18 protein-coding genes are annotated in these 23,085 nt (G+C 57.2%); all 18 read left to right on the top strand.

All coding sequences use genetic code 11. The annotated features are described in order from the left end of the window. The first annotated feature begins 11 nt into the window (after positions 1 to 11). The 18 genes from mutM (at position 12) to QZ177_RS01550 (ending at position 23,077) form a co-directional block, all read left to right on the top strand. A complete protein-coding gene (gene mutM / locus QZ177_RS01635) occupies positions 12 to 1,445 on the top strand; it encodes a bifunctional DNA-formamidopyrimidine glycosylase/DNA-(apurinic or apyrimidinic site) lyase (RefSeq protein WP_294175303.1) in 1,434 nt (477 codons plus the stop codon). Positions 1,446 to 1,477: 32 nt separating this feature from the next. Beyond that, positions 1,478 to 2,107, top strand: a complete 630-nt coding sequence (locus QZ177_RS01630; protein ID WP_294175302.1) for a lytic transglycosylase domain-containing protein — start codon at positions 1,478 to 1,480, stop codon at positions 2,105 to 2,107. Between the two features lie 9 nt (positions 2,108 to 2,116). After that, positions 2,117 to 5,884, top strand: a complete 3,768-nt coding sequence (locus QZ177_RS01625) for a PolC-type DNA polymerase III (RefSeq protein WP_294175301.1) — start codon at positions 2,117 to 2,119, stop codon at positions 5,882 to 5,884. A 283-nt stretch (positions 5,885 to 6,167) separates the two neighbouring features. Continuing rightward, positions 6,168 to 7,502 carry a tRNA (N6-isopentenyl adenosine(37)-C2)-methylthiotransferase MiaB gene (gene miaB / locus QZ177_RS01620; protein ID WP_294175300.1) on the top strand — a complete coding sequence of 445 codons (1,335 nt, stop codon included), beginning with the start codon at positions 6,168 to 6,170 and terminating at the stop codon, positions 7,500 to 7,502. Between the two features lie 55 nt (positions 7,503 to 7,557). Beyond that, positions 7,558 to 10,143, top strand: coding sequence for a DNA mismatch repair protein MutS (gene mutS / locus QZ177_RS01615; protein ID WP_294175299.1), 2,586 nt, complete (start codon positions 7,558 to 7,560; stop codon positions 10,141 to 10,143). Then, complete coding sequence (mutL, locus tag QZ177_RS01610; RefSeq protein ID WP_294175298.1) at positions 10,140 to 12,062, top strand: DNA mismatch repair endonuclease MutL; 1,923 nt, start codon at positions 10,140 to 10,142, stop codon at positions 12,060 to 12,062. The genes mutS and mutL overlap by 4 nt, the downstream gene beginning before the upstream one ends. Positions 12,063 to 12,070: 8 nt before the next feature. Next, positions 12,071 to 12,862 (top strand): class I SAM-dependent methyltransferase, encoded by a 792-nt coding sequence (locus QZ177_RS01605; RefSeq protein WP_294175297.1) that lies wholly within the window; start codon positions 12,071 to 12,073, stop codon positions 12,860 to 12,862. 120 nt (positions 12,863 to 12,982) lie between these two features. Continuing rightward, the gene (locus tag QZ177_RS01600) at positions 12,983 to 13,795 is read left to right on the top strand and encodes an amidohydrolase family protein (RefSeq protein ID WP_294175296.1); all 813 of its coding nucleotides are present in this window, start codon (positions 12,983 to 12,985) and stop codon (positions 13,793 to 13,795) included. A 50-nt stretch (positions 13,796 to 13,845) separates the two neighbouring features. After that, complete coding sequence (gene def, locus QZ177_RS01595; RefSeq protein WP_006192413.1) at positions 13,846 to 14,313, top strand: peptide deformylase; 468 nt, start codon at positions 13,846 to 13,848, stop codon at positions 14,311 to 14,313. After that, positions 14,310 to 15,251 (top strand): methionyl-tRNA formyltransferase, encoded by a 942-nt coding sequence (fmt, locus tag QZ177_RS01590; protein ID WP_294175295.1) that lies wholly within the window; start codon positions 14,310 to 14,312, stop codon positions 15,249 to 15,251. Before def ends, fmt begins: the two co-directional genes overlap by 4 nt. A 33-nt stretch (positions 15,252 to 15,284) precedes the next feature. After that, entirely contained in the window at positions 15,285 to 16,115 is an 831-nt protein-coding gene (locus tag QZ177_RS01585; RefSeq protein ID WP_366461507.1) for a DUF116 domain-containing protein, read from the top strand. A 9-nt stretch (positions 16,116 to 16,124) separates the two neighbouring features. Continuing rightward, on the top strand, positions 16,125 to 17,456 hold the full coding sequence (gene rsmB / locus QZ177_RS01580) for a 16S rRNA (cytosine(967)-C(5))-methyltransferase RsmB (RefSeq protein ID WP_294175294.1): 1,332 nt from the start codon (positions 16,125 to 16,127) through the stop codon (positions 17,454 to 17,456). A gap of 4 nt (positions 17,457 to 17,460) precedes the next feature. Further along, positions 17,461 to 18,513, top strand: coding sequence for a 23S rRNA (adenine(2503)-C(2))-methyltransferase RlmN (rlmN, locus tag QZ177_RS01575; RefSeq protein ID WP_294175293.1), 1,053 nt, complete (start codon positions 17,461 to 17,463; stop codon positions 18,511 to 18,513). Between the two features lie 15 nt (positions 18,514 to 18,528). Then, positions 18,529 to 19,281 (top strand): DUF3662 and FHA domain-containing protein, encoded by a 753-nt coding sequence (locus tag QZ177_RS01570; RefSeq protein ID WP_264919183.1) that lies wholly within the window; start codon positions 18,529 to 18,531, stop codon positions 19,279 to 19,281. Beyond that, positions 19,282 to 19,734 carry an FHA domain-containing protein gene (locus QZ177_RS01565; protein WP_009645197.1) on the top strand — a complete coding sequence of 151 codons (453 nt, stop codon included), beginning with the start codon at positions 19,282 to 19,284 and terminating at the stop codon, positions 19,732 to 19,734. It begins immediately after the preceding gene. Next, positions 19,731 to 20,450 (top strand): Stp1/IreP family PP2C-type Ser/Thr phosphatase, encoded by a 720-nt coding sequence (locus tag QZ177_RS01560; RefSeq protein ID WP_009645190.1) that lies wholly within the window; start codon positions 19,731 to 19,733, stop codon positions 20,448 to 20,450. The genes QZ177_RS01565 and QZ177_RS01560 overlap by 4 nt, the downstream gene beginning before the upstream one ends. Then, positions 20,437 to 21,690 carry an FtsW/RodA/SpoVE family cell cycle protein gene (locus QZ177_RS01555; RefSeq protein ID WP_294175292.1) on the top strand — a complete coding sequence of 418 codons (1,254 nt, stop codon included), beginning with the start codon at positions 20,437 to 20,439 and terminating at the stop codon, positions 21,688 to 21,690. Before QZ177_RS01560 ends, QZ177_RS01555 begins: the two co-directional genes overlap by 14 nt. Continuing rightward, complete coding sequence (locus tag QZ177_RS01550; RefSeq protein ID WP_294175291.1) at positions 21,683 to 23,077, top strand: penicillin-binding transpeptidase domain-containing protein; 1,395 nt, start codon at positions 21,683 to 21,685, stop codon at positions 23,075 to 23,077. Before QZ177_RS01555 ends, QZ177_RS01550 begins: the two co-directional genes overlap by 8 nt. Positions 23,078 to 23,085: the final 8 nt, after the last annotated feature.

The raw sequence follows: 23,085 nt of genomic DNA, 5'->3' as shown, positions 1-23,085 counted from the left end.
GGATGAGATGAATGCCGGAACTTCCCGAAGTTGAAACCATACGGCGTTCTTTGGAAAAAGTTGCGGTGGGACGGCGCATCACGGAGGTCGATGCGCTTCTGCCGCGAACGATAAGATTCCCAGAGGTTGAGGAGTTCCGCTCGCGTGTGCGCGGGCGGCGAATCCTTCGCTTGGAGCGGCGCGGCAAGTATCTGATGCTGCTTCTGGAGAGCGGGGAAACCTTGCTGCTCCATCTGCGCATGACGGGACGCTTTTATCGGCGCGATGCCGACACGCCGCCCAGCAAACATGTGCGAGCTATATTTCATCTGGACGATGGAAGCTGTCTCTTTTTTGAAGATGTTCGGACGTTTGGCGAGATCCATCTGCTGCAGCCGCAGGAAAGGAAAGCATTTCCTGCATTTGCCTGCATGGGCCCGGAGCCTTTGACCGAGGAATTTGATGCATCGTATTTATATGACGCCATGCAAAAGAGCGGTCAGCGCATCAAGAGCTTTTTGCTCGATCAGGGCAAGGTGGCGGGCCTTGGCAATATCTATGTCGATGAAGCCTTGTTCTTTGCAGGCGTCCATCCTCTGCGAAGAGCGCATACGCTGAATCACGACGAGGCGTTCCGTCTTTGGCAGGCGATCACGAAGGTCATTGCTGAAGGCATCGAAGACGGCGGCACGACGTTTCGCGACTATGTGGATGGCGAGGGCAAGTCGGGCTTCCATCAGCAAAAGCTGCGCGTCTATCATCGGGAAGGAGAGCCGTGCCTCGTCTGCGGCACAAAGATCGAGAAGATTCGTGTGGGCGGGCGCGGCACGCGCTTCTGCCCGCATTGTCAGCCGCTGCGCGACGGCAAGCTGAGATTGATCGGCTTGACCGGCGTCATCGCGAGCGGCAAGAGCACGGTCAGCCGCCAGCTCATGAAGCTTGGCGCACACGTCATTGATACCGATAAGATCGCGCATGATCTGGCGAAGCCGCACAAACCTCTTTGGGATGCCTATCGCGAGCATTTCGGTGAAGAGATCTTGGCTGAGGACGGCAGTCTTTGCCGTGAAAAGATTGCGGCGCGAGTGTTTTCCAATCCCGAGGAGCGGCGCTGGATCGATGGGGCGGCGCATCCGTTGATTGCCGCAAGCGTGAGGAAAAAGATTGCCGCTCTTGAGAAAAAGGGCGCGAAAATCATCTTTCTCGATGTGCCGCTGCTCTTTGAGGCGGGTTGGAATCGCATGGCAGATTCCATCTGGCTCGTCTCTGTGTCGAAGGAGACGCAGCTGGCGCGTCTGATGAAGCGCAACGGCTATACTGAGGAGGAAGCGGCGGCAAGGATTCGCTCGCAGTTTCCTCTGGAGGAGAAGAGGCAGCGTGCCGACTGCATCATCGAGAACGATGGCACGTTGCAAGAGACGGCTGCGCAGACAGCGGCGGCATGGGAAAGGCTGTCGGCGCTTTGAGATGCGCCGCACAGAGGGAAGAGGGAGCTTGCATGGCGGAGGGCAATGATTTTCACAGGCGCGTCAGGCAGAGACGGCAGGAGACGAATCGTCGCTTTGCCGCTTTCTTCCTTGGCGTTGTCATCCTGTGCATGGCGTTTTCCTTTTTTTTCGCCATGCAGTCGGAATCCATGCAGCGTCAGTACATCTACCCCTATCCATATCGCTCGGTTGTCGAGCATTACGCTGCAAAGTACAAGGTGGACAGTTCTCTCGTGGCGGGCATGATCTTGTCGGAGAGCAAGTTTCAAAGCGGGGCGAAATCTCATCGCGGCGCCGTCGGCCTGATGCAGCTGATGCCGGAAACGGCGCTGTGGATTTCCGAGCAAATTGACGATCAGGAGTATAATCCGGGCGAACTGCATGAACCGCAGAAGAATATCGAGTACGGCACATGGTACATCGCTTCGCTGGAAAAGGAGTTCGAGGGCAACGACGTGCTGGCTCTGGCAGCGTACAATGCCGGACGCGGCAATGTGCACGATTGGATGGAAGAAAATCATTGGGGCATGGATTTTCGTGAGGTTTCCGCCATACCTTATGAGGAAACGCGCGCCTATGTGATGAGTGTTCTGAAGAACAGGCAGAAGTATTTGGAGCTTTACGGCGACAAGGAAGATTGAGCGAGGCGTATGATGCAGAAGAAGCTATGTATTGTTCCGGAAAAAAGAAATATCCTGCGTGAACTCACGCAGGGCATCGAGCTTACGCAAGCGGAGCAGAAGATTCTCTTTGCCGCCGTCGTCAAGCATGTGGAGATTTCTCTGAAAGGGAACTCTTGGGAGATTCTGCTGCAGACGCAGGAATTCATCCGCACGAGCCTCCTCGACTATGTGGGCGCATATATCAAGAAGCGGGTGCAGATCGAGAATCTTGTGTTTTATCAGGACGTTCTCGATATTGAGGCTTCCATTGAGCGCGCATGGAAGGAACTCTGCCTCGTTGCCGCCAACGGCAATCCGACGGTGCTCCATCTGCTCAAGAATGCAAAGCGCATCTTCGACGGGAGCAGTCTGCTCCTTGAGGTCAAGGGCGAGCTTTCGGGCGAGATTCTGCGCGCGCACGATGTGCCGAATCTCCTGCAGAAGGCCATCGAGAAGATGCTCACGATTCGCTGCACCGTTTCGTACAAGGCGCTTGACGAGGAATACGACATCCTGGAAGAGGATGGCGACCTCATGATGGATCGCGTCTATGAGGAAAATCTGCGGCAGAAGAAAGAAGCGTCTGCCGCGGCGCCTTCTGCGGCGCAGCCGAAAAAAGCGGCTGCGGCTTCTGCGCATCGGTCAGCGCCCATGACGCGGACGGCGGGGCATGGCGCAGACTTGATTTTTGGCAAGAGGTTTACGGGCGAAGCGATTTCCATCGACGACACTGACGGCGAGATGAAGAACGTCATCCTGACAGGTACGATCGGGCGCGTCAGCTCACGGGAGTTCAAGACGAACACGAAGCTGCTGCTCTTCGATCTCGCCGATGCGACGAATGGTATCAGCTGCAAGAAGTTCTTCAAGGAAAAGGAGCAGGAAGCATACGACAAGGCACTGACTTCCGTGAAAGAAGGGATGCTCGTACGAGTCAAGGGCGCGATTCGCTTTGACACGTTCCAGAACGAGTTCATGCTCTTCGTCGATTCGATGCAGAAAGTGGAAAAGCCGAAGCGCGAAGACAAGTCCGAGGTCAAGCGCGTCGAGCTTCATGCGCATACGCGCATGAGCAATATGGACGCCGTAGTCTCGGCGGAAACGCTGATCAAGACGGCGGCTTCCTGGGGCTGGCCTGCTATCGCCATCACCGATCATGGCGTCGTACAGGCGTTCCCCGATGCAGCCAAGGCGGCGTCCAAGCTCGACATCAAGGTCATCTACGGCATGGAGGGCTATCTCGTCCAAGAGGATTTTGAGCAGAAACACGCGAACCATATCATTTTTCTGGCAAAGAACTTGAACGGCCTGCGCAATCTCTATCAGATGGTGTCGCTGTCGCATCTGAAATATCTGCATCGTCAGCCGCGCCTTCCCAAGCACATCATTGAGGAATACCGCGAGGACGTCATCGTCGGCTCTGCCTGTGAGGCGGGCGAGCTGATCCGTGCCATCGTCGCGCAGAAGCCTGAAGAGGAGCTTCTGGAAATCGCGAGTTTTTACGACTACCTTGAGATCCAGCCCATCGGCAACAATGAATTCCTAGTGCGAAGCGACAAATTCCCGCACATCAAGGATGACGAGGACTTGCGGCGCATCAATCTCAAGGTGGCGGAGCTAGCGAAGAAACTTGGGAAAATGCTCATCGCGACGTGCGACGTCCATTTTCTCAATCCCGAGGATGCGATCTACCGCGCGATTCTCATGAAGGGCAAGGGCTTCGAGGATGCGGAACTGCAGCCGCCGCTTTTTTTGCGCACGACGGAGGAGATGCTCGCCGAGTTCGATTATCTGGGGGAAGAAGCCGCCTACGAGGCGGTCGTGACGAATCCGCGCAAGGTCAGCGACATGATCGAGAAGTTCAAGCCCATTCCCGACGAGCTTTATTCGCCGATGATTCCGGGCGCTGCGGAGGAAATCCGCGATATGTCGTACCGCAAGGCGCGTTCCCTCTACGGCGAGAACCTTCCCGAGGTCGTCGAAGCTCGCTTGAAACAGGAGCTTACGCCGATCATTGGGCATGGTTTCTCGGTGCTCTACCTCATTGCCCAGCGCCTTGTCAAGAAGTCGAACGATGACGGCTACCTCGTCGGCTCGCGCGGCTCGGTCGGCTCTTCCTTCGTGGCGACGATGACCGACATCACGGAGGTCAATCCTCTGCCGCCGCATTGGCGCTGCCCGCACTGCAAATTCAGCGAGTTTGTCGAGGACGGCTCCGTCGGCTGCGGCTACGATCTGCCGAGCAGGAAATGCCCCGTCTGCGGCACGGAGCTTCTGAAAGACGGACATGACATCCCGTTCGCCGTGTTCCTCGGGTTCGACGGCGACAAGGTTCCCGATATTGATTTGAATTTTTCAGGCGAATATCAGCCCGTGGCGCATAAGTATACGGAAGAGCTTTTCGGCAAGGACAATGTCTACCGCGCGGGCACGATCGCCACGGTCGCTGACAAGACGGCGTTCGGCTATGTGAAGAAGTTCTTTGAGGAGAAGGGCGTCAAGAAGCACAATGCCTACATCGCGAGTCTCGCCGCCGGATGCATGGGCGTCAAGCGCACAACGGGACAGCATCCTGCGGGCATCATGGTCGTGCCGCGCAATATGGACGTGCACTTTTTCACGCCGATCCAGCGTCCCGCCGACGACAAGAACACGACGACGATCACGACGCATTTCGACTATCACTCGATCAGCAGCCGTCTCGTCAAGCTCGACATCCTCGGACACGATGACCCGACGGTCATCAAGATGCTCGAAGACCTCACGCACCGCGATCCCAAGACGATACCGTTCGACGATCCGGCGACACTGAGCATCTTTTCTTCGACGAAGGCACTGGGGCTCGATCCCAAGGAGCTTGGAGCGAATTCGGGCACGTTCGGCATTCCCGAATTTCGCACGGGCTTCACGCGCCAGATGATCGACGATACGCATCCGTCGTGCTTCAGCGACCTCGTGCGCATCTCGGGCTTCTCGCACGGCACGGACGTCTGGCTCGGCAACGCGCAGGATCTCATCCGCAGCGGTCAATGTACCCTGCGCGAAGCCATATCGGCGCGTGATGACATCATGATGTACTTGATTCACAGCGGCATCGATCCGCTCCTTTCCTTTCAGACGATGGAATCAGTCAGAAAGGGCAAGGGCATCAAGGAAGAGACGGTGAAGATCCTGCGCGAGGGGGGCATCCCCGAATGGTACATCGAGGCATGTCAGAAGATCAAGTACATGTTCCCGCGCGCCCACGCGACCGCCTACGTCATGATGGCTTGGCGCATCGCTTATTGCAAGGTGCATTATCCGCTCGCCTTCTATGCGGCCTATTTCTCGATTCGTGCGGCGGAATTTGACGCTGATGTCGTGGCGCGCGGCAAGGACTATGTGAAGAAGCAGCTCGACGCATTGGAGGCGAAGGAAGCGCCCGACATCAAGGAAAAAGCGACGATCATCGTCCTGCAGCTTGCTTGGGAGATGTATCTTCGAGGCTTTTTTATGGAGCGCGTCGATATCTACGCTTCCGAAGCGGAGCGCTTCGTGCTCCACGAGAAGTCCCTCCTGCCGCCGCTCGCCTCCTTGGGCGGCGTTGGAGCTTCCGCCGCGCGCAGCATCGTCGAGGCGCGAAAGGACGGACTCTTCACGTCCATCGAGGACATCAAGAAGCGCACGGGCGTATCGAAGACGTGCATCGAGGCGCTGCAGGCGCACGGCTGCCTTGCCGATATGGATGCGAGCGATCAGATGGAACTTTTCATGTAGTTGGGGGCGGCTTCGGCTTGACCTCTTGGAACGTCATGAGAAAATAATATGACATTTCAAGAAAAATACTATATAATGATACGCAGATTTCAGGAATCACTGATAAATTCAGCCACCCATCTTCACACATCTGCGCTGTCCTCTCGTCGTCGACAAATCCTCGACGTAGCACCGCTACGCCTGTGGTTTGTCTCCTCGATAGATACAGCGCATCTGTGCAAATCTGGGCGACCTCATTTTATCAGCGCTTCCTTCAGTTTTGTAAGGAGTACGTCAATTTTTCATGGGAAATGGTATCTTGCAGAAGAAGAGGGCATTTATCGGCGTCTATGGCTGCCAGATGAATATTTCCGATGCGGAGCGGATGGAAGGCCAGTTGGCGACGCTTGGCTACGAGCGCACGGAGGATATGGCGCGCGCCGATCTCATTCTTCTGAATACATGCTGTGTGCGGGAGACGGCGGAGGACAAGGTCTACGGGAAGATCGGCGAGATCAAGCATATCAAGCGCGCGAATCCCGCGCTCATCTTTGGTATCACGGGCTGCATGGCGCAGAAGGAAGGCGAAGCCTTGATTCGCCGTGCACCGCACATCGACTTCGTGCTTGGAACGAACAAGGTGCATGAGCTGAAGGCGACGGTTCGTCGGCTTGAATCCGCAAGGCGCGGTCCTGTCGTCGATGTGCTGTTGGGCGATGCGCCGCTGCCCGAGAACGTGCCGATCGAGCGTACGGGACGGCTTTCCGCTTGGGTGCCCATCATGTACGGCTGCAACAATTTCTGTACCTATTGCATCGTTCCCTATGTGCGCGGCCGCGAGCATAGCCGCAGGCCGGAAGACGTCGTGCGCGAGGTGGAAGAGGCGGCAGCGCAGGGCTTCAAGGAAATTACGCTCCTAGGACAGAATGTCAACTCCTACGGCAAGGATCACAAGATTGCGAGCTTTGCGGAACTTCTGCTCATGGTCGATGCGGTCAAGGGCGTCGAGCGCGTGCGCTACATGACCTCGCATCCCAAGGATCTCAGCGATGCTGTCATAGACGCAGTACGTCAGGGCAGGCACATCTGTCCGCATTTCCATCTGCCCGTGCAGCATGGTTCTGACCGAATCTTGCGGGCGATGAACCGCGTCTATCGAAAGGACGCCTATCGTTCCCTCGTCGAGCGGATTCGTGCGGCTGTTCCGGACGCAAGTCTCACGACGGATCTCATCGTCGGCTTTCCGGGAGAGACAGAGGAGGATTTTGGGGAACTGCTCGACTTCCTGCGGGAAATCCGCTACGACGCTGCCTACACGTTCCTTTACTCGAAGCGCTCGGGCACTCCGGCTGCGACGATGGAGGCGCAGGTGGAAGATTCCGTCAAGAAGGAACGTCTGCACCGCCTCATGGAGGTGCAGAATGAAATCAGTTTGGAAAAGAATGCGGCGCTCAAAGGAACGGTGCAGGAGGTTCTGGCGGAAGGTCCGAGCCGTACCGATGAGGATGTGTGGACGGGCAGGACGGGGACGAACAAGATCGTTCTGTGGCAGAAAAAGGGTCAGGAAACCGAGGGCGACATCGTGCGCGTGCGCATCACGCAGCCGCAGACATGGGTGCTCAAGGGTGAATTGCAGTAGGGCGGGGGCGGCATAGGCTGCCCTTTTCTTGTTCGAGAGCGCTTTAGGAGGCTTTATGGAACTCACACCGATGATGCAGCAGTATCTGGAAACGAAGAACCGGTATCCCAACGAGATACTGTTCTTTCGCCTCGGCGATTTTTATGAGATGTTCTTCGATGATGCCAAGCTCGTTTCTCGGGAACTTGGGCTGACTTTGACGAGCCGCAGCGGCAACAAGGAGAAGACGCCGATGTGCGGCGTTCCGTACCATGCCGCCGAGAGCTACGTTGCGAAGCTCATCAACAAGGGCTACAAGGTTGCCATCGCCGAGCAGATCGGCGACCCGAAGGCGAAGGGGCTTACGAAGCGTGAAGTCATAAAGATTGTCACGCCCGGCACGGTGCTCGCGGAATCCTCGCTGCACGATGCGCAGAACAACTATATAGCTCTGATTTTTGAGGAAGAGGAAGCGCTCGCACTCGCCGCCGCCGATGTTTCGACGGGTGAGTGCTTCTACGGCGTTTATGAGGGAAAGGCCGCGCGGCAGATGCTCTTCGATGAGCTTTATCGCCTGATGATGCCGGAACTCATTCTGATGGGCGAGATTTCTTTCCGCGATGAACTCGACGAATTCCTTGCGCTTCGGATGCCGAAGTGCGCCCTGACGCATCGAAAGGCTGCATTCCCCGATTGGAAGCTGCGTCTGACACAGCACTTTGACAAGGATTCCTTGCCGCGGCGTGAATTTGCACAAAAGGCGGTCGCCGTCCTGCTTGACTATCTGCATGAGACGGTCAAGACAGATCTTTCGCATATCAACCGCCTGATCTACCTCGATGCGAGCGCAAACCTCGTCCTCGACACATATACTTTGCGCAACTTGGAGATCATCCGCAATCTGCGTGACGGCGGCAAGAAGGATACCTTGCTCGATGTCCTCGACTTCACGAAAACGGCGATGGGAAGCCGCCTTCTGCGCAAGTGGCTCGAATATCCGCTGCTTTCCCGTGAGAAGATTGAGCGGCGCTTGGACGGCGTGGCGGAGTTTGCCGCAGACTTTTCCCTGCGCGAGGATGTGCAGGTGCATTGCCGGGAAATTTTTGACTGCGAGCGCCTTTTGACGCGCATCGAAGTGGGCACGGCGAATGCGCGAGATCTCGTCGCGCTGAAGCTGTCGCTCGGGGCATTGCCTCCTTTGAAGGCGCGGCTTGCCGCAGTCTCTGCGCCGCTCTTGCGCGAAGCAGAGGGCGGCATCGCGCTCTTTGAAGAAATCGTATCGCTCTTGGAGCGTGCGATCGTGGAAGAGCCGGGCATTTCCCTCAGAGAAGGCGGCATCATCAAAGAAAACTATGATGCGGAACTCGACGAGTATCGCCATATCTCGCATGACAGCAAGAAGATGCTGCAGCAGATGGAGGAGCGTGAAAAAGAACTCACAGGAATCAAAACCTTGAAGATCGGTTACAACAAGGTCTTCGGCTACTATATCGAGGTGCGCCGCAGCGGCGCCGATCTCGTGCCCGAGCGCTATATAAGAAAGCAGACATTGGCGAATGCCGAACGCTACATCACGGAGGAACTCAAGGAGTTTGAAACGAAGATCCTCGGCGCACAGGAAAAGATCGTCCAGATCGAATATCGCCTTTTCACGGAGATCCGCGAGACGATCAAGGCGGATCTGAGCCGCATCCAGCAGACGGCGCAGCACATCGCCGTCCTCGATGTGCTCGCAAGTCTCGCCGAAGCTGCGAACAACTATAACTATGTGCGTCCCAAACTCGCAGCAAATGGGGAAATCTCCATTCGCGACGGCAGGCATCCACTCGTGGAGCGCATTCTCACGAACGACCTCTTCGTGCCGAATGATACCGAACTAAACCATCAAGAATGCGAGATCATGCTTATCACAGGGCCGAATATGGCGGGAAAGTCGACCTACATGCGCCAGGTCGCCCTTTTGACGCTCATGGCGCAGAGCGGCAGCTTCGTGCCGGCGAAGGAGATGACATTTTCTCCTGTCGACCGCATTTTCACGCGCATCGGGGCGAGCGATGACCTTGTCAGCGGGCAGAGTACCTTCATGGTCGAGATGAATGAGGTGGCGCAGATCTTGAAGTACGCGACGAAGGACAGCCTCGTGATTCTCGATGAGATCGGCAGGGGGACGAGCACCTTTGACGGCATGAGCATCGCGCGCGCTGTCGTCGAATACATGCGCAGCAAGATTCATGCCAAGACGCTGTTTGCCACGCATTATCATGAACTGACGGATATGGAAGATGAACGCATAAAGAACTATTGCATCGCGGTCAAGGAACGCGGCGCGAAGGTCGCCTTCCTGCGCCGCATCATCCGGGGCAGCGCGGACAAGTCGTACGGCATCCATGTGGCGCGTCTGGCGGGTCTGCCAAAGAACGTCACGCAGAGGGCGCAGGAAATTCTCGATGAAATCGAGCAATGCGCGGGCATCGCCGTTTCCTCGAAAGCGCCTGAGCAAGCGGCGCCGCAGGAAGAAGCCGCCTTGATGGGTTCGCTCTTCGCCCCGTCCCTGCGTGATACCATTCTGTCGCTCGATGTCATGGCCATGACGCCGTTGGAAGCTTTGAATGAACTGTACCGTCTGCAGCAGCAGGTGAAGGGAGAGGAGGGAAAGCGATGAGCCGGATTCATGTGCTCGACGACAATACGATCAACAAGATTGCGGCGGGCGAGGTCGTGGAGCGCCCTGCCTCCGTCGTCAAAGAACTTGTAGAAAATTCGATCGATGCGGGAGCGACGAAGATCGAAGTGGAAATTATGGCGGGAGGCACGAGCCTCATGCGCGTGACGGACAATGGCTGCGGCATGAGCCTGGGGGATGCAAAACTTGCCATCGAGCGTCATGCGACGAGCAAGATTCAGGAGGTCGGCGATCTCTATTCCTTGAGGACGCTCGGCTTTCGCGGCGAGGCCTTGCCGACGATAGCCGCCGTCTCCCGCTTCCGTATGCGCACGCGAAAAGAGGGCGAAGAACTCGGTACCCAAGTGAGCATTATCGGCGGCATCACGCACGACATCGGCGAGACGGGCTGCAGTCTGGGCACGACGATCCAGGTCGAAGATCTATTCTTCAATACGCCCGCGCGCAAGAAGTTCCTCAAGACGACGCATACGGAAGGCGGGCGCATCAGCGACTTTATGACGAAGCTCGCGCTTTCTCGCCCCGATATAGCATTTCGTCTCATCAGCAACAATAAAACGGCAGCGATGACGCCGGGAAACGGTTCGCTCTTTGATGCCATTCGCAGCATTTACGGCTCACAGGCCGCCGGTGCACTTCTGGCGCTTTCCTTCGAGGATGAGGACATCAAGATCACGGGCTACATCACGAAGCCTTCGATGCTCAAGAGCAGCCGCGCTTGGCAGACCTTCATCGTGAATGGCCGCATCATATCGAACAAGGCGATTGCCAAGGCGATCGACAACGCCTATCACTCGCTCCTGCCGAAATCGGGTTTTCCCCTGGTCGTCCTGAACATCGCTGTGCCGCAGCGCTCCGTCGATGTCAATGTCCATCCGCAGAAGAGCGAGATGAAGTTCGAGGACGAGGGGCGCATCTTCAAGGCGGTCTACAAGGCGGTGGTCGATGCCATCCGACCCGTCGGGCAGACGCTTGAGGATGTGGCGGCTTCCGTGCAGAATGTCGAGCGCCGCTATGCGATGGAGCCGATGCAGTTTGTCGCAGCCACTCAGGTATCGGAGGAGGAAGATTTTGCCGGGAATGGTTCGGCCAAGACCTCTTTTGGTATCAGATATACGGAGAATCCTTACCGAGCAGCACCCGCGCAGGCGGCGATGAGTTTCGCTGAAGCGCAGAGTGTCCTCAAGGGCGAAGGTGCGGCATACAGCGCACACGATGTCGCCTCCGCTGACGGAGGACTCGTGCGCGAAGCGCGGGACGCGGCATATAAGCCGCAGGGAAGAGCCGCAGAGACGCCGCTTGCCGACGTGTCGGAAGCCGGTCTTTACCATGCGGGCATCACGCCGATCGGGCAGGTCGATCTCTGCTATATCATCGCGAAGGACAAGGACGGCCTCTACATCGTCGATCAACATGCGGCGCACGAACGCATCCTTTATGACAAGTTTTCCGCCATGGCGGAGCGCATCCCGTCACAGCAGCTTCTCGTGCATCCGATCTTGTCGTTCGATGCGAGGGAAGCCGCGCTCGTATCGGAGAATCAGGAGCTGTTCCGCCGTCTGGGCTTTGACATGGAGGCCTGCGGCGAGCGCGATTTCCGCTTGAAGGAAGTCCCTGCGGACGTTCCCGTATCCGAAGCGGAGGATATGGTTCGCGAAATCCTCGCGAGACTCTATGACATGCACGAGACGACGGCGCAGGAAATCCGCCATGCGTGTCTCGCCACAATGGCGTGCCGCGCAGCCATCAAATCGGGCGACGAGCTGAATTTTCGCCAGATGCAGATCGTCTTGGAGGAGCTTTCGCAGACGGCGCGTCCCTATACATGCCCGCATGGACGCCCGACCATCTTGAAGTTCAGCAGTGAAGAATTGGCGAAGATGTTCAAACGGACGTGAGGTGCAGGATGGAAGAGAAGAACTTGGCGATTGTCACGACGGGCTACAAGAGCCGCCCGGCGGACTGCCTGCTCGCCCAAGAGACTGCAGAGCGGCTGGGAATCCCCTTCGTCAAGCGCAGGCATATATCGTATGAGGACTTGCGGGTGCGGTACGGAGCGCTCTTTATTCTCGTGGTGAAGAAGGGCGGCCTGCGCCTGGAAACGTCCGACGGCGAATTGTTTTTCCATCCCAATATGGCGCATGTGCGTGTCAGGGAACTGGGGCGCGGGCAAAAGGATCATATGGTGGAAGCGATGGGAATCGGCGAGGGGGACACGGTGCTTGACTGTACGCTCGGCCTCGGCGCCGATTCCATCACGGCGAGCTTCATCGCAGGGGAGCGCGGCAAGGTGACGGCGCTTGAGAAAAGCCCGTTGATTTATGAGATTGTGCGCCATGGACTCGCGCACTTCTCGGCAGGAAATTACGATCTGCACGCCGCCATGCGTCGAGTTGAGGTGCGGCGGGCAGATTATGAGGATTTTCTGCGAACGCTTCCCGATGATTCCTATGATGTCGTCTACTTCGACCCAATGTTCCGGCATCCTCTGAAGGACAGCGTGCAGCTCGCACCACTGCGCCTTCTGGCGGAATCCGCGCCCGTCTCCCTTTCCGCCGTAGCCGAAGCGTGCCGCGTGGCGAGACGGCGCGTCGTGCTGAAGGAAAACAGCCGCAGTCTGGAATTCGCACGCCTAGGCTTTTCCCATATTGCAGGGGGAAAATACAGTCCCGTTCACTACGGCGTGCTCGATGTGTAGCGGAGAGTTTATCCATGCTGTCGTAACTTCCGTTTCTTTTCTTCTCACGCGTCTTGTGCTATGATAGGAAGGAGCTTTCGGCAGAATGAAAGGCTCTCGCTATGCGAAAGGATATACTTTATGAAAATCATAGATGCGCACCTGCACTTTTGCAAGGAAGATTACTTTGATGAGATCGCCCTTGCTGCAGGGCATGAAAATACAGCAGAGCATCTGGAGGACGCCTATCAGCGTCTCGGCGTTGTGCATGGCGTCGTCATGGGGAACAAGAGCCTTGAGCCAAAGGAGCATGACTACCCGGCTTTTCTCAGCTATTGCATCGGTCTTGACACCTTGGGCGAGGAGCGCTCGCCAGAGGAGCAGATCGCGCTCGTCGAGGAAAACCTCAAGCGCAGGCAATGCGTCGGCATCAAGCTCTATCCGGGCTATCGCCATTTCTACGTTTACGAAGAAGCTCTCGCACCGTTTTATGCGCTGGCAGAAAAGTACGACAAACCCGTCGCCATCCATACGGGGCTGACAGCTTCCACGGACGGTCTTTTAAAATACAGTCATCCGCTCGTGCTCGATGAGGCTGCCGTGCGCTGGCCGCGCGTGCAGTTCATCATGTGCCACTTTGGCAACCCGTGGCTCTTGGATGCCGTGGGCGTCGTGGAGAAGAACCCCAACGTCGCGGTGGATTTTTCGGGGCTTTTGGAGGGAAAGATCGTTGACGCCGAGCGATTCTATCGAAAGAAGCAAGGGTATATGCGCATGCTGACGGATTGGTTGGAATACCTCGACTGCTATGACCGCATCATGTTCGGTACGGACTGGCCCTTGGCGAATTTGGAGGATTACATACGATTCATGAAAGAGATCGTTCCCGAGGAAGAGTGGGAAAAGGTATTCTTTTCCGCTGCAAATCGCATCTATGGGCTGGGTCTGTCGTGAGGTGCGAGGGTCGGTATTTTCAGAATCATAGCTTTTGGAGGAAATGAGGCATGTCGTTGTTGGAAATAAAGAAGGCGGGAGCGCCTGTCTTGAAGGAAATCTGCGCTCCCGTGGAACGTGTCGATGCAAGGCTCAGGAAACTGCTCGATGACATGGCGGAAACGATGTACGAGGCGAACGGCATCGGCATCGCTGCGCCGCAGGTGGGTGAGGCTCTGCGCATGGTTGTCATCGATATAGGCGATGGAATCATCGAGCTCGTCAATCCGAAGATCACGTTTCGTGAGGGAAGCGAAACGGATTCGGAAGGCTGCCTGAGCGTGCCCGGAATTTTCGGCGAGGTCGAGCGCGCGGCGAAGGTCAAGGTCGAGTTTCTTGACCGGCGCGGCAAGCGCAAGCATATCACGGCGAAGGGGCTTTTGGCGCGCTGCATCCAGCATGAACTTGACCATCTGGAAGGCGTGCTCTTCATCGACGTGGCGCAGAGCCTGCGCAAGGAAGAGGAGCAAAAGTCATGAAGCGCTTTCGTGTGATTTTCATGGGAACTCCCGATTTCGCCGTGCCGTGTCTCGCGCGTCTCGTGGAGATTTCCGATGTCGTTGCCGTTGTGACGCAGCCGGACAGACCCAAGGGGCGCGGGCAGAAGCTTCTGCCGCCGCCCGTCAAGGTGTTCGCTCAGGAACATGGTATCGCGGTCTACCAGCCGGTGCGCGTCAAAGCGACGGATTTCGTCGACGTCCTGCGCGGACTCGCGCCGGATCTCATCGTCGTCGTCGCCTTCGGGCAGATCTTGTCGAAGGAGATTCTTTCTCTGCCTCCCTTGGGCTGCATCAACGTCCACGCTTCGCTCCTGCCGCGCTATCGCGGTGCGGCGCCGATGCAGTGGGCGATTGTGCGCGGAGAGAAGGAGACGGGCGTCACGACGATGTTCATGGACGAAGGTCTTGATACGGGCGATATGCTCATGCGGGAAACGCTGCCGATCACGCAGGCGATGACGGCAGCCGAACTGCACGATACGATGATGAAGCTCGGTGCGGCTGTCTTGGAAAGGACAATTTTTTCCTTGTCGGAAGGAACACTCAAGCGCACGCCGCAGGATGATGCGCTTTCCACATACGCGCCGCTTCTCGACAAGGAGGTGGGGCGCATCGACTGGAAGAAACCGGCGCAGGAGATTCATGATCTCGTGCGCGGCCTGAACTCGTGGCCGGGCGCCTACACGATGCTGGCGGGGCAGAAGTTCAAAATCTGGCGCACGCGCCTTGCGGAGGGTACGGCAGAACCCGGAGAAATCGTTTCCGTGACGAAGCAGGGACTTCTCGTCGGCACGGGCGAGGGGATGCTGGAAATACTGGAACTGCAGGCGCCGAGCAAGAAGAAGATGGCGGCGGGCGACTATGTGCGCGGCCACGGCCTTCAGCTGCCCGCACGCTTCGATTTCGATGCAGAATGATGCATTTTGTGTTGAGAAAAGGAGGGAATCGTTTTGACATCTGTGATACCGGGGCTTGAGCGCCCGCACAAGAGACTCTTCATGGCACTTCTGTCACTGAGCTTCCTCTGCATGACGTTTCTCGCCTATGCTGTCTGGCGCGTGAGCTACCTCGGTCTGCTCGAAATCAATGCCTATCTGCCGCTCGTGCTCGGCATCTTCTTCGCGAGCGTCGTATTTCTCACGGGTTTCGGCATCTTGAGCATGGTCGGAGCGATTCTCGGACTGCCGTTTCTGCATATTTTTCAGAAGCAGTCGTACACGCTGATCAATCTGCTCTTTCCCGTAGCCATCATGATCGGCAAGGTGTTCGGCTTCAACCGGCGACGCATCGAACGCTCCTTCATCGAGGTCAGCAACCAGATCATCCACCATCGCGGCATCAAGGTGCATGCGAACGAGCTTCTCGTTGTCACGCCGCATTGCCTGCAGCTTGCGACGTGCCCGCACAAGATCACGCGCGACCCGCACAACTGCAAGCGCTGCGGCGGCTGCGACGTCGGCGCTCTCGTGAATCTTGCCGATGAGATGGGCTTCCATTTCTTCATCGTGACGGGCGGCACGCTCGCGCGCCAGACGGTCAAGAAGATTCGCCCGAAGGCGGTCATGGCGATTGCCTGCGAACGCGATTTGACGAGCGGCATACAGGACGTTTACCCTCTTCCAGCCGTCGGCGTTCTGAACATACGGCCGAACGGCCCGTGCTTCAATACGCACGTCGATATTGAGAAGGTGCGTGAGGAAATCAAGAAATTCTTGATTGACGACGATGCGGCGAAGAAGGAGAAGAATGTACCCGAAGACGAAGGTGAAGGGCAAAAATGAGGAGGATCTATGGACAAGGCGCGGGAGACGGCGCTCAAGGCGCTTCATGAAGTGAATGAAAAGGGCGCTTATGCCAATGTGGCATTGGCGCGGTCTTTGCGTGCCGCGAAACTCTCCGAAGTGGATCGCCGATTTGCAACGGAACTGGTCTACGGCGCGGCGAAGGCGGGCGGCACGCTCGATTGGATTCTGCGGCGCTACTTGAATCGTCCGCTTTCCAAGATCCCGCCCATGGTGCGGGATATTTTGCGTTTGGGCATATACCAGCTTTTCTTCCTTGCGCGCGTGCCTGCCTCCGCCGCCTGCAATACGGCGGTGGAGATGACGAAGCGCTGCAGCCATGCGGGCACGGTAAAGTTTGTCAACGCCGTTCTGCGCACGGCGGCTCGTGAACCGGAAAAAGCGGCATTCCCGACGGGCAAGGCGCATGAAGCGGAAAATCTCGCCCTGTCCCTGCAGCATCCCGAGTGGCTCGTGCGGCGTTGGATCGGGCAGTTTGGCTATGAAGGGGCAAGGACGCTCTGCGAATTTGACAATGCGCAGGCGACGCTTTCCCTGCGTACGAACACCTTGAAGATTACGAGGGACAAGCTCCTCGAACGCCTCTCGCAAGAGGGCGTGGAGGCGGAGCCTTCCGCTTGGACGCCCGAAGGAATCCTCTGCCTTCGTCACGGCTCTCTCGACGCTCTGGAATCTTTGCAGCAGGGGCTTTTTCAGGTGCAGGACGAAAGCTCGATGCTCGTGGCTCACGTCCTTGCGCCCGAGCCGGGCGAATTCGTGCTAGACGTCTGCAGTGCGCCGGGCGGCAAGACGACGCATATCGCCGCCTCTATGGGCGACTGTGGACGCATCGTCGCACTCGACGTGCATGAGCACAAGATGCGCCGCATTGCGGAAAACTGCGAGCGGCTCGGCATCAAGTCGGTGGAGCCGCTGCTTCTCGATGCGCGCGAGGCGGGGAGGCGCTTTCCGCGCCAAGCCGACCGCGTGCTCGTCGATGCGCCGTGCTCGGGACTCGGCGTCCTGCGGCGAAAGCCCGATGCACGTTGGCGAAAGAGGCCGGACGACCTCGCCGCTCTCGCACGATTGCAGCGGGAAATTCTCAGCTCTGCTGCGGAAGCCGTGAAAAGCGGCGGCGTGCTCGTCTACAGCACATGCACGATCGAGCGTGAGGAAAATGAAGCCGTCGTGGAAGACTTCCTCGCGCGGCACGAAGAGTTCAGCTTGGAGAATGCAGGAGAACTCCTGCCGCTGAAAAAGCGCCCCGAGCAGATGCTGCAGCTTTATCCGCAGCGAGACGGCACGGACGGCTTCTTCATTGCCCGCATGAGAAGAAGGTGAATGCATGAAGAACATTTTCGGCATGACGCTCGAAGCGATGCAGGAGGATTTCGCCGCCCTGCGCTTGGAAAAATACCGCGCGAGGCAGGTGGCGGAATGGCTCTACAAGAAATGTGCGAAGCGTTTTTCCGACATGACGAATCTGCCAAAGTCCCTGCGCACGGAACTTGAGACGAGATACACGATCGACACGCCTCTTTTGCGCGCGAGGCTCGATGCCGCCGACGGCAGGACGAGCAAGTTCCTGCTCGCCTTTTCCGACGGCGCGGCTGTGGAAGCCGTGCTCATGCGTCAACCTTACGGCAACAGTATATGCATATCGACGCAGGCGGGTTGCAATATGGGCTGCTCCTTCTGCGCATCGACCTTGCACGGATTGGCGCGTGATCTGACGGCGGGGGAAATGCTCGCCGAGGTTCTCTTCATCGAGGAAATGCTGAGATCGCAGGGCGGGAAGGTCGACACCATGGTCTTGATGGGATCGGGAGAGCCTTTGATGAACTATGAAAATGTCGTGGATTTCCTGCACCTGCTGCATGAAGAATACGTGCTGAACATCAGCTATCGCAGCATCACGCTGTCCACTTCGGGCATCGTTCCCGCTATAGACCGTCTTGCCGAAGAGGGCATGCCTCTGACGCTTTCCATCTCGCTCCATGCGCCGCGCGAGGAACTTCGTTCCGAACTCATGCCGATCAATCGCAAGTATCCATTGTCGGATGTCGTTGCGGCAGGAAAACGCTATGCGGAAAAGACGGGGCGGCGCGTCACATACGAGTACATCCTCATCCGCGACGTGAACGACGGCGAGCGGGAGGCCCAGGAATTGGCCGAACTTCTCGAAGGACAGCTTGCAAGCGTCAATCTCATTCCCATCAATCCCGTGAAGGAGCGGGGCTTCGAGCGGCCATCAGAGGAGCGCACCGCAGCCTTCTGTCGTGCGCTCACGCACCGTCACATCACGGCCACGGTACGTCGGGAGATGGGCGTTGACATACAGGCGGCCTGCGGACAACTGCGTAACCGTCACATGTCCGAGAACGAAGAGAAGCAATAGATTGTGAGGGATTCCATGGCTTTTACCAAATGGGAAACATTTTTGGAAAATCATATCGAAGGATTTTTCAATAAGAAGTTTGGCAGCGCCCTTGAACCGATCGAGGTGGAGAAGAAGCTCGAAAAAGAAATCGCGAACGCGAAGCGGCGGGCGAAAAAAGGGAAGAAAGAATGGATCTTGCCCAATGCCTATACGATCCTTATGAACGAGGAAGATTGCCACCACCTTTCGTCACAGCGCTTCCTTGATGATCTTCACATCTTGGCGGAGAAAAAAGTCATCCTGCTCGATGCCTTCATGGATGGGAAACTTGCCATCAACATCCAGAAGGATGCGGAACTTTCTCTCGGCCTGTGCCGCGTGAAGGCATCATATTCTGACATGGTGCAGCGCGTGGCGCAGGCGGTGAAGGAGCAGCACACGATCGTCCTGCAGAGACCGTCTTTCCAAGTGCCGCTCGATTTGCCGACGGAGTACAAGATTGCTTCGCTCACGGTCGTGGAAGGAGCAGATCTCGACTCTTACCTCGCGTTCGGCGAGAAAAAGATCTTTCTCGGTAGACGTGAACGAAGCGATTTCATCTTGACCGATCCCAACGCTTCGCGCGTCCATGCCTCCATCCGCTATGAAAGGCATCGCCATTTTCTGCAGGATGAGGACAGTACGAACGGCACGCTTCTCAACGGACGTCCCGTGCTCGAATCATGGCTGCGACATGGTGATGAGATTCAGATTGGAAATTCCGTCCTGCGCTATGAGGTGATATGATTGCCGGGTTCAGATCTTTTGCTGCGCGTTCTGAGCGTAGCTTTTCAATACGGCGTCCTGCTGCTGCTCTTTCGTTTTATCGCACGCCTGGCACAGGCGATGTTTGAAGACGCCAAGGCTTTGCGGCAGGAAATAAAGCCGCGTGAAATATTGCCTGACGAAGCCGTGCTTAGCGTCGTGGAGGCGGGCGATGAAACGCTTTTGGGCAAGCGCTTCGCCTTCACGCAGGGACTGACGATCGGGCGCAGCGCCGACAACGACATCCGCATTCCCGATTCCTTCGTATCGCATCGTCATGCTGTCGTACGTCTTGTAAACAATCAGTATGTCATCGAGGACATGGGCAGCATGAACCACACGTATCTGAACGATGCGATCCTGCAGGGAAAGGCTTATCTGAAGCCGGGGGATCTCATACGCATCGGCTTTGTGACACTGAGGTTTGAGAGGTGATTTTTTTGAAAGTCTCGAAAGCGACGGACAGGGGAAAGGTGCGCGAGAGCAACGAGGATGCATGCGCCTTCATACCGCCTGATACGTATGTCGTGGCGGACGGCATGGGGGGATATGCCGCAGGAGAAGTGGCGAGCGCGATGCTCGTCGATGTATTCGCTGAGATGTTTTCCGATGCTGTGCATGAATGCGGCGAGAAAGCTTTGCTTCACGCCGTACAGGCAGCGAACAGCAAGATTCTCTGTGCAGCGGCAGCGAGTGAAGCCCGAAAGGGTATGGGGACGACAGTCGTCGCCTTGCAGTATAGGGAAAATGCAGCGTATTGGGCGCATGTGGGCGACAGCCGCCTGTATCTTCTGCGAAAGGGTGTGCTCAGGCGGCTCACGCGCGACCATTCCTTCGTACAAGATCTCGTCGATCGAGGCTCCATCACGGAAGAGGAGGCGAGGAATCATCCGAAAAAAAATCTTCTGACGCGTGCAGTCGGCGTGGAAGAAAAACTCGTCGTCGATACGGGAAGCTTCACGATTGAGGCTGGCGACATCTTTCTCCTGTGCTCGGACGGATTGACGAATATGGTTGGAGAAGCCGCCATTCGCGAGACTCTGCAGGGAGAGTCTGCGGACAAGGCACGGACTCTCGTCGAGCTTGCTCTTCTGGCAGGAGGACTCGACAATATCACAGCCATCGTGGTGGAATGCGATGAAAGAGGCTAAGCTGCACCTGCTGCTGCCTCCGCTCGGCATCCTGCTGCTGGGCACGGGCGTACTGCTTTTTGCACATCGTCTGACGGCGGATCTCTTGCTGCTGCCCTGGCTTGCGGCCGTCATCGTCGGTGCATTCTTCACGCAGTTCATTTTGGGCAGACGAGATGGAACGGACTTGACGCTATTCCCTGCGGCCATGCTGCTCGCAAGTCTCGGCCTCATCATGATCGGACGCTTGAAGCCCGCGCTCTTTTTGACACAGATGCGCTGGCTGCTGCTCGGTCTGATCGTTTATCTTTTCCTCGTCTTTCTTGGGGAGAGGGTTCTTCGCCTCCTTTCCTATCCATATCTTCTGGGCGTCTTCTGTCTTCTGCTCCTGTGCTCGGCGCTCTTTTTCGGCACGGAGATCGGCGGCAGCCGCAACTGGATCGTCTTCGGCCCTTTCGCCGTGCAGCCATCGGAATTTGGCAAGATCGTCATCATCATGTTTCTTGCCGCCTATCTGACGGAGCATCGGGAGGTGTTGACGCTGCCTAGGCACAGGCTTCTTTGGCTGAAGCTGCCCGTGCTTCGCTTCATTGCGCCGCTCCTTTTCATCTGGGGCATCGCCATCTTGATGTTCGTCGTGCAGCGCGATCTCGGTTCGGCTCTGCTCTTTTTTGGCATAGCTGTTTCCATGACGTATATGGCTACGGGTCGAAAATCTTATGTGGCGCTTGCCTTCGCGTTCTTTCTGGGCGCAGCCGCGCTCAGTTACTCGTTCTTTTCCCATGTGCGCGTGCGTTTCAACATCTGGCTCGATCCTTGGAGCGATCCTTCGGGCAGCGCCTATCAAGTCGTGCAGTCCCTCTTTGCACTCGGCTCGGGCGGCGTTTGGGGCGCGGGTTTTGCGCACGGTCATCCCAATTTGATTCCCGAGGTGCATACGGATTTTATTTTTGCGGCGATTGCGGAAGAACTGGGGTTGCTCGGCTCCTTGGGCGTCATGCTCGTCTTTGCCCTGTTTTTTTATCGTGCCATACGCATCGCGCTCGCCTGCCGGGAAGAGACGCGCATGCTGCTTGCCGCTGGCATCGCGGTCGTGTTTCTCCTGCAGGCTTTCATCATCATCGCAGGCGTGACGAAATTCTTACCGCTGACGGGCATCACGCTTCCCTTTGTAAGCTACGGGGGCAGTTCCATGATCGCCAGCTTCATGCTGCTCGGCATTTTGACTGTGCTTTCCAAAAAGGAGAATCGACATGGTTGAGCGAAATAATACAAGGTATATCCTGCGCACGGCCATCCTCTTGCTCCTGTCATTTTCCTGCCTGGCGCTTTATGTCGTCTATCTGCAGGTCTGGGAAGCGGATCGGCTCGCAGAGCATCCACTGAATCGCCGCGCGGCTCTCGCCGAGGACAGCGTGCTGCGCGGCAGCATCCTTGATCGAAAGGGTGAAGTTCTCGCGCTCAGCCCCAATGTGGGCGAAAGGCGCTATCCTTACGGGCGGATCATGGCACCGGTCACGGGCTATCTTGATGATACGATCGGCAGTACGGGCATCGAGGCTTATAAGGGAGCAGAGCTTTCCGGACACAGCCGACTTCTCGGGCGACTGGGGCCGCTCGCGCAGATTTTCTCTTCCGCACGCGGCGATGACGTCTATCTGACACTCGATGCCGCACTGCAGGAAACGGCATACGAGGCGCTGGGAGAAAGGCGCGGGGCTGTCGTCATGCTCGATGCGGAAAGCGGGGCGGTTCTCGTGCTCGCATCGCGTCCCTCGTTCGATCCGTCCGATGTTCAAGCGCAGTGGGACAGCCTGAGGCAGGACAAGGAAAGTCCGCTCGTAAACCGTGCGCTGCAAGGTCTTTATCCGCCCGGGTCGACCATCAAGCCATTGATTCTCGATGCGGCGTTGGAAAACGGCGTCACGAACAGCAAGGAGGTCTTTGACTGCACGGGGGCGCTCAAAGTGGGGGATTCGGTCATCCACGAGAGCCACGGCGCTGTGCACGGCAGGATCGATGTGGAGCATGCCTTGATCGAGTCCTGCAACACGACGTTCGGCTCGCTTGCGCTGCGCCTGGGCGGCAAGAAACTGGCGGACGCCTTCCAGCGCTTCGGTTTTGAGGAGACGGCGCAGGGCGAATTGGCGGAGGCGGCAGCGCATCTGCCCGACTTCGCTTCCCTCGGTCAAGGAGATACGGCTCAGATCGGCATCGGGCAGAGCACGCTTCTCGTCACGCCGCTGCACATGGCGCTGCTCGCCGCAGCGTTTGCAAATGACGGTGTCGTAATGAAGCCCTACATGGTCGAACGTGTCGTGACGCCCAACGGCATCACACTCGAACAGCATCGAAGCGAGAAGTGGTTCGAGGCTACGACGGCGGCGCGCGCCTCCTTGATTCATGGATTCATGGAGGAGGTCGTGCAGGAAGGCACGGGCACGGCGGCGGCACTCCGTGGCGTGCGCGTAGCGGGCAAGACGGGCACGGCGGAAAATTCGGGCGAGGATCATGCGTGGTTCATCGGCTCGGCGGAAATAAAAGGTCGAAAGGTGGCTTTTGCCATCCTTGTGGAAAACAGCGGCGGAGGCGGCACAGAAGCTGCACCAATCGCACGGAAGCTGTTGGAAAAGTTGCAAGATGATTAGGAGGCAGT

The organism is uncultured Selenomonas sp. (genome assembly GCA_905372355.1).
Classification (GTDB): domain Bacteria; phylum Bacillota; class Negativicutes; order Selenomonadales; family Selenomonadaceae; genus Selenomonas.
This window is presented reverse-complemented; position numbering and strand designations above follow the sequence as displayed.

Excerpts from the sequence above, each read along its gene's own strand:
- mutM (WP_294175303.1), top strand. The coding sequence starts at position 12 with ATGCCGGAACTTCCCGAAGTTGAAACCATACGGCGTTCTTTGGAAAAA.
- QZ177_RS01630 (WP_294175302.1), top strand. The coding sequence starts at position 1,478 with ATGGCGGAGGGCAATGATTTTCACAGGCGCGTCAGGCAGAGACGGCAG.
- QZ177_RS01625 (WP_294175301.1), top strand. The coding sequence starts at position 2,117 with ATGATGCAGAAGAAGCTATGTATTGTTCCGGAAAAAAGAAATATCCTG.
- miaB (WP_294175300.1), top strand. The coding sequence starts at position 6,168 with ATGGGAAATGGTATCTTGCAGAAGAAGAGGGCATTTATCGGCGTCTAT.
- mutS (WP_294175299.1), top strand. The coding sequence starts at position 7,558 with ATGGAACTCACACCGATGATGCAGCAGTATCTGGAAACGAAGAACCGG.
- mutL (WP_294175298.1), top strand. The coding sequence starts at position 10,140 with ATGAGCCGGATTCATGTGCTCGACGACAATACGATCAACAAGATTGCG.
- QZ177_RS01605 (WP_294175297.1), top strand. The coding sequence starts at position 12,071 with ATGGAAGAGAAGAACTTGGCGATTGTCACGACGGGCTACAAGAGCCGC.
- QZ177_RS01600 (WP_294175296.1), top strand. The coding sequence starts at position 12,983 with ATGAAAATCATAGATGCGCACCTGCACTTTTGCAAGGAAGATTACTTT.
- def (WP_006192413.1), top strand. The coding sequence starts at position 13,846 with ATGTCGTTGTTGGAAATAAAGAAGGCGGGAGCGCCTGTCTTGAAGGAA.
- fmt (WP_294175295.1), top strand. The coding sequence starts at position 14,310 with ATGAAGCGCTTTCGTGTGATTTTCATGGGAACTCCCGATTTCGCCGTG.
- rsmB (WP_294175294.1), top strand. The coding sequence starts at position 16,125 with ATGGACAAGGCGCGGGAGACGGCGCTCAAGGCGCTTCATGAAGTGAAT.
- rlmN (WP_294175293.1), top strand. The coding sequence starts at position 17,461 with ATGAAGAACATTTTCGGCATGACGCTCGAAGCGATGCAGGAGGATTTC.
- QZ177_RS01570 (WP_264919183.1), top strand. The coding sequence starts at position 18,529 with ATGGCTTTTACCAAATGGGAAACATTTTTGGAAAATCATATCGAAGGA.
- QZ177_RS01555 (WP_294175292.1), top strand. The coding sequence starts at position 20,437 with ATGAAAGAGGCTAAGCTGCACCTGCTGCTGCCTCCGCTCGGCATCCTG.
- QZ177_RS01550 (WP_294175291.1), top strand. The coding sequence starts at position 21,683 with ATGGTTGAGCGAAATAATACAAGGTATATCCTGCGCACGGCCATCCTC.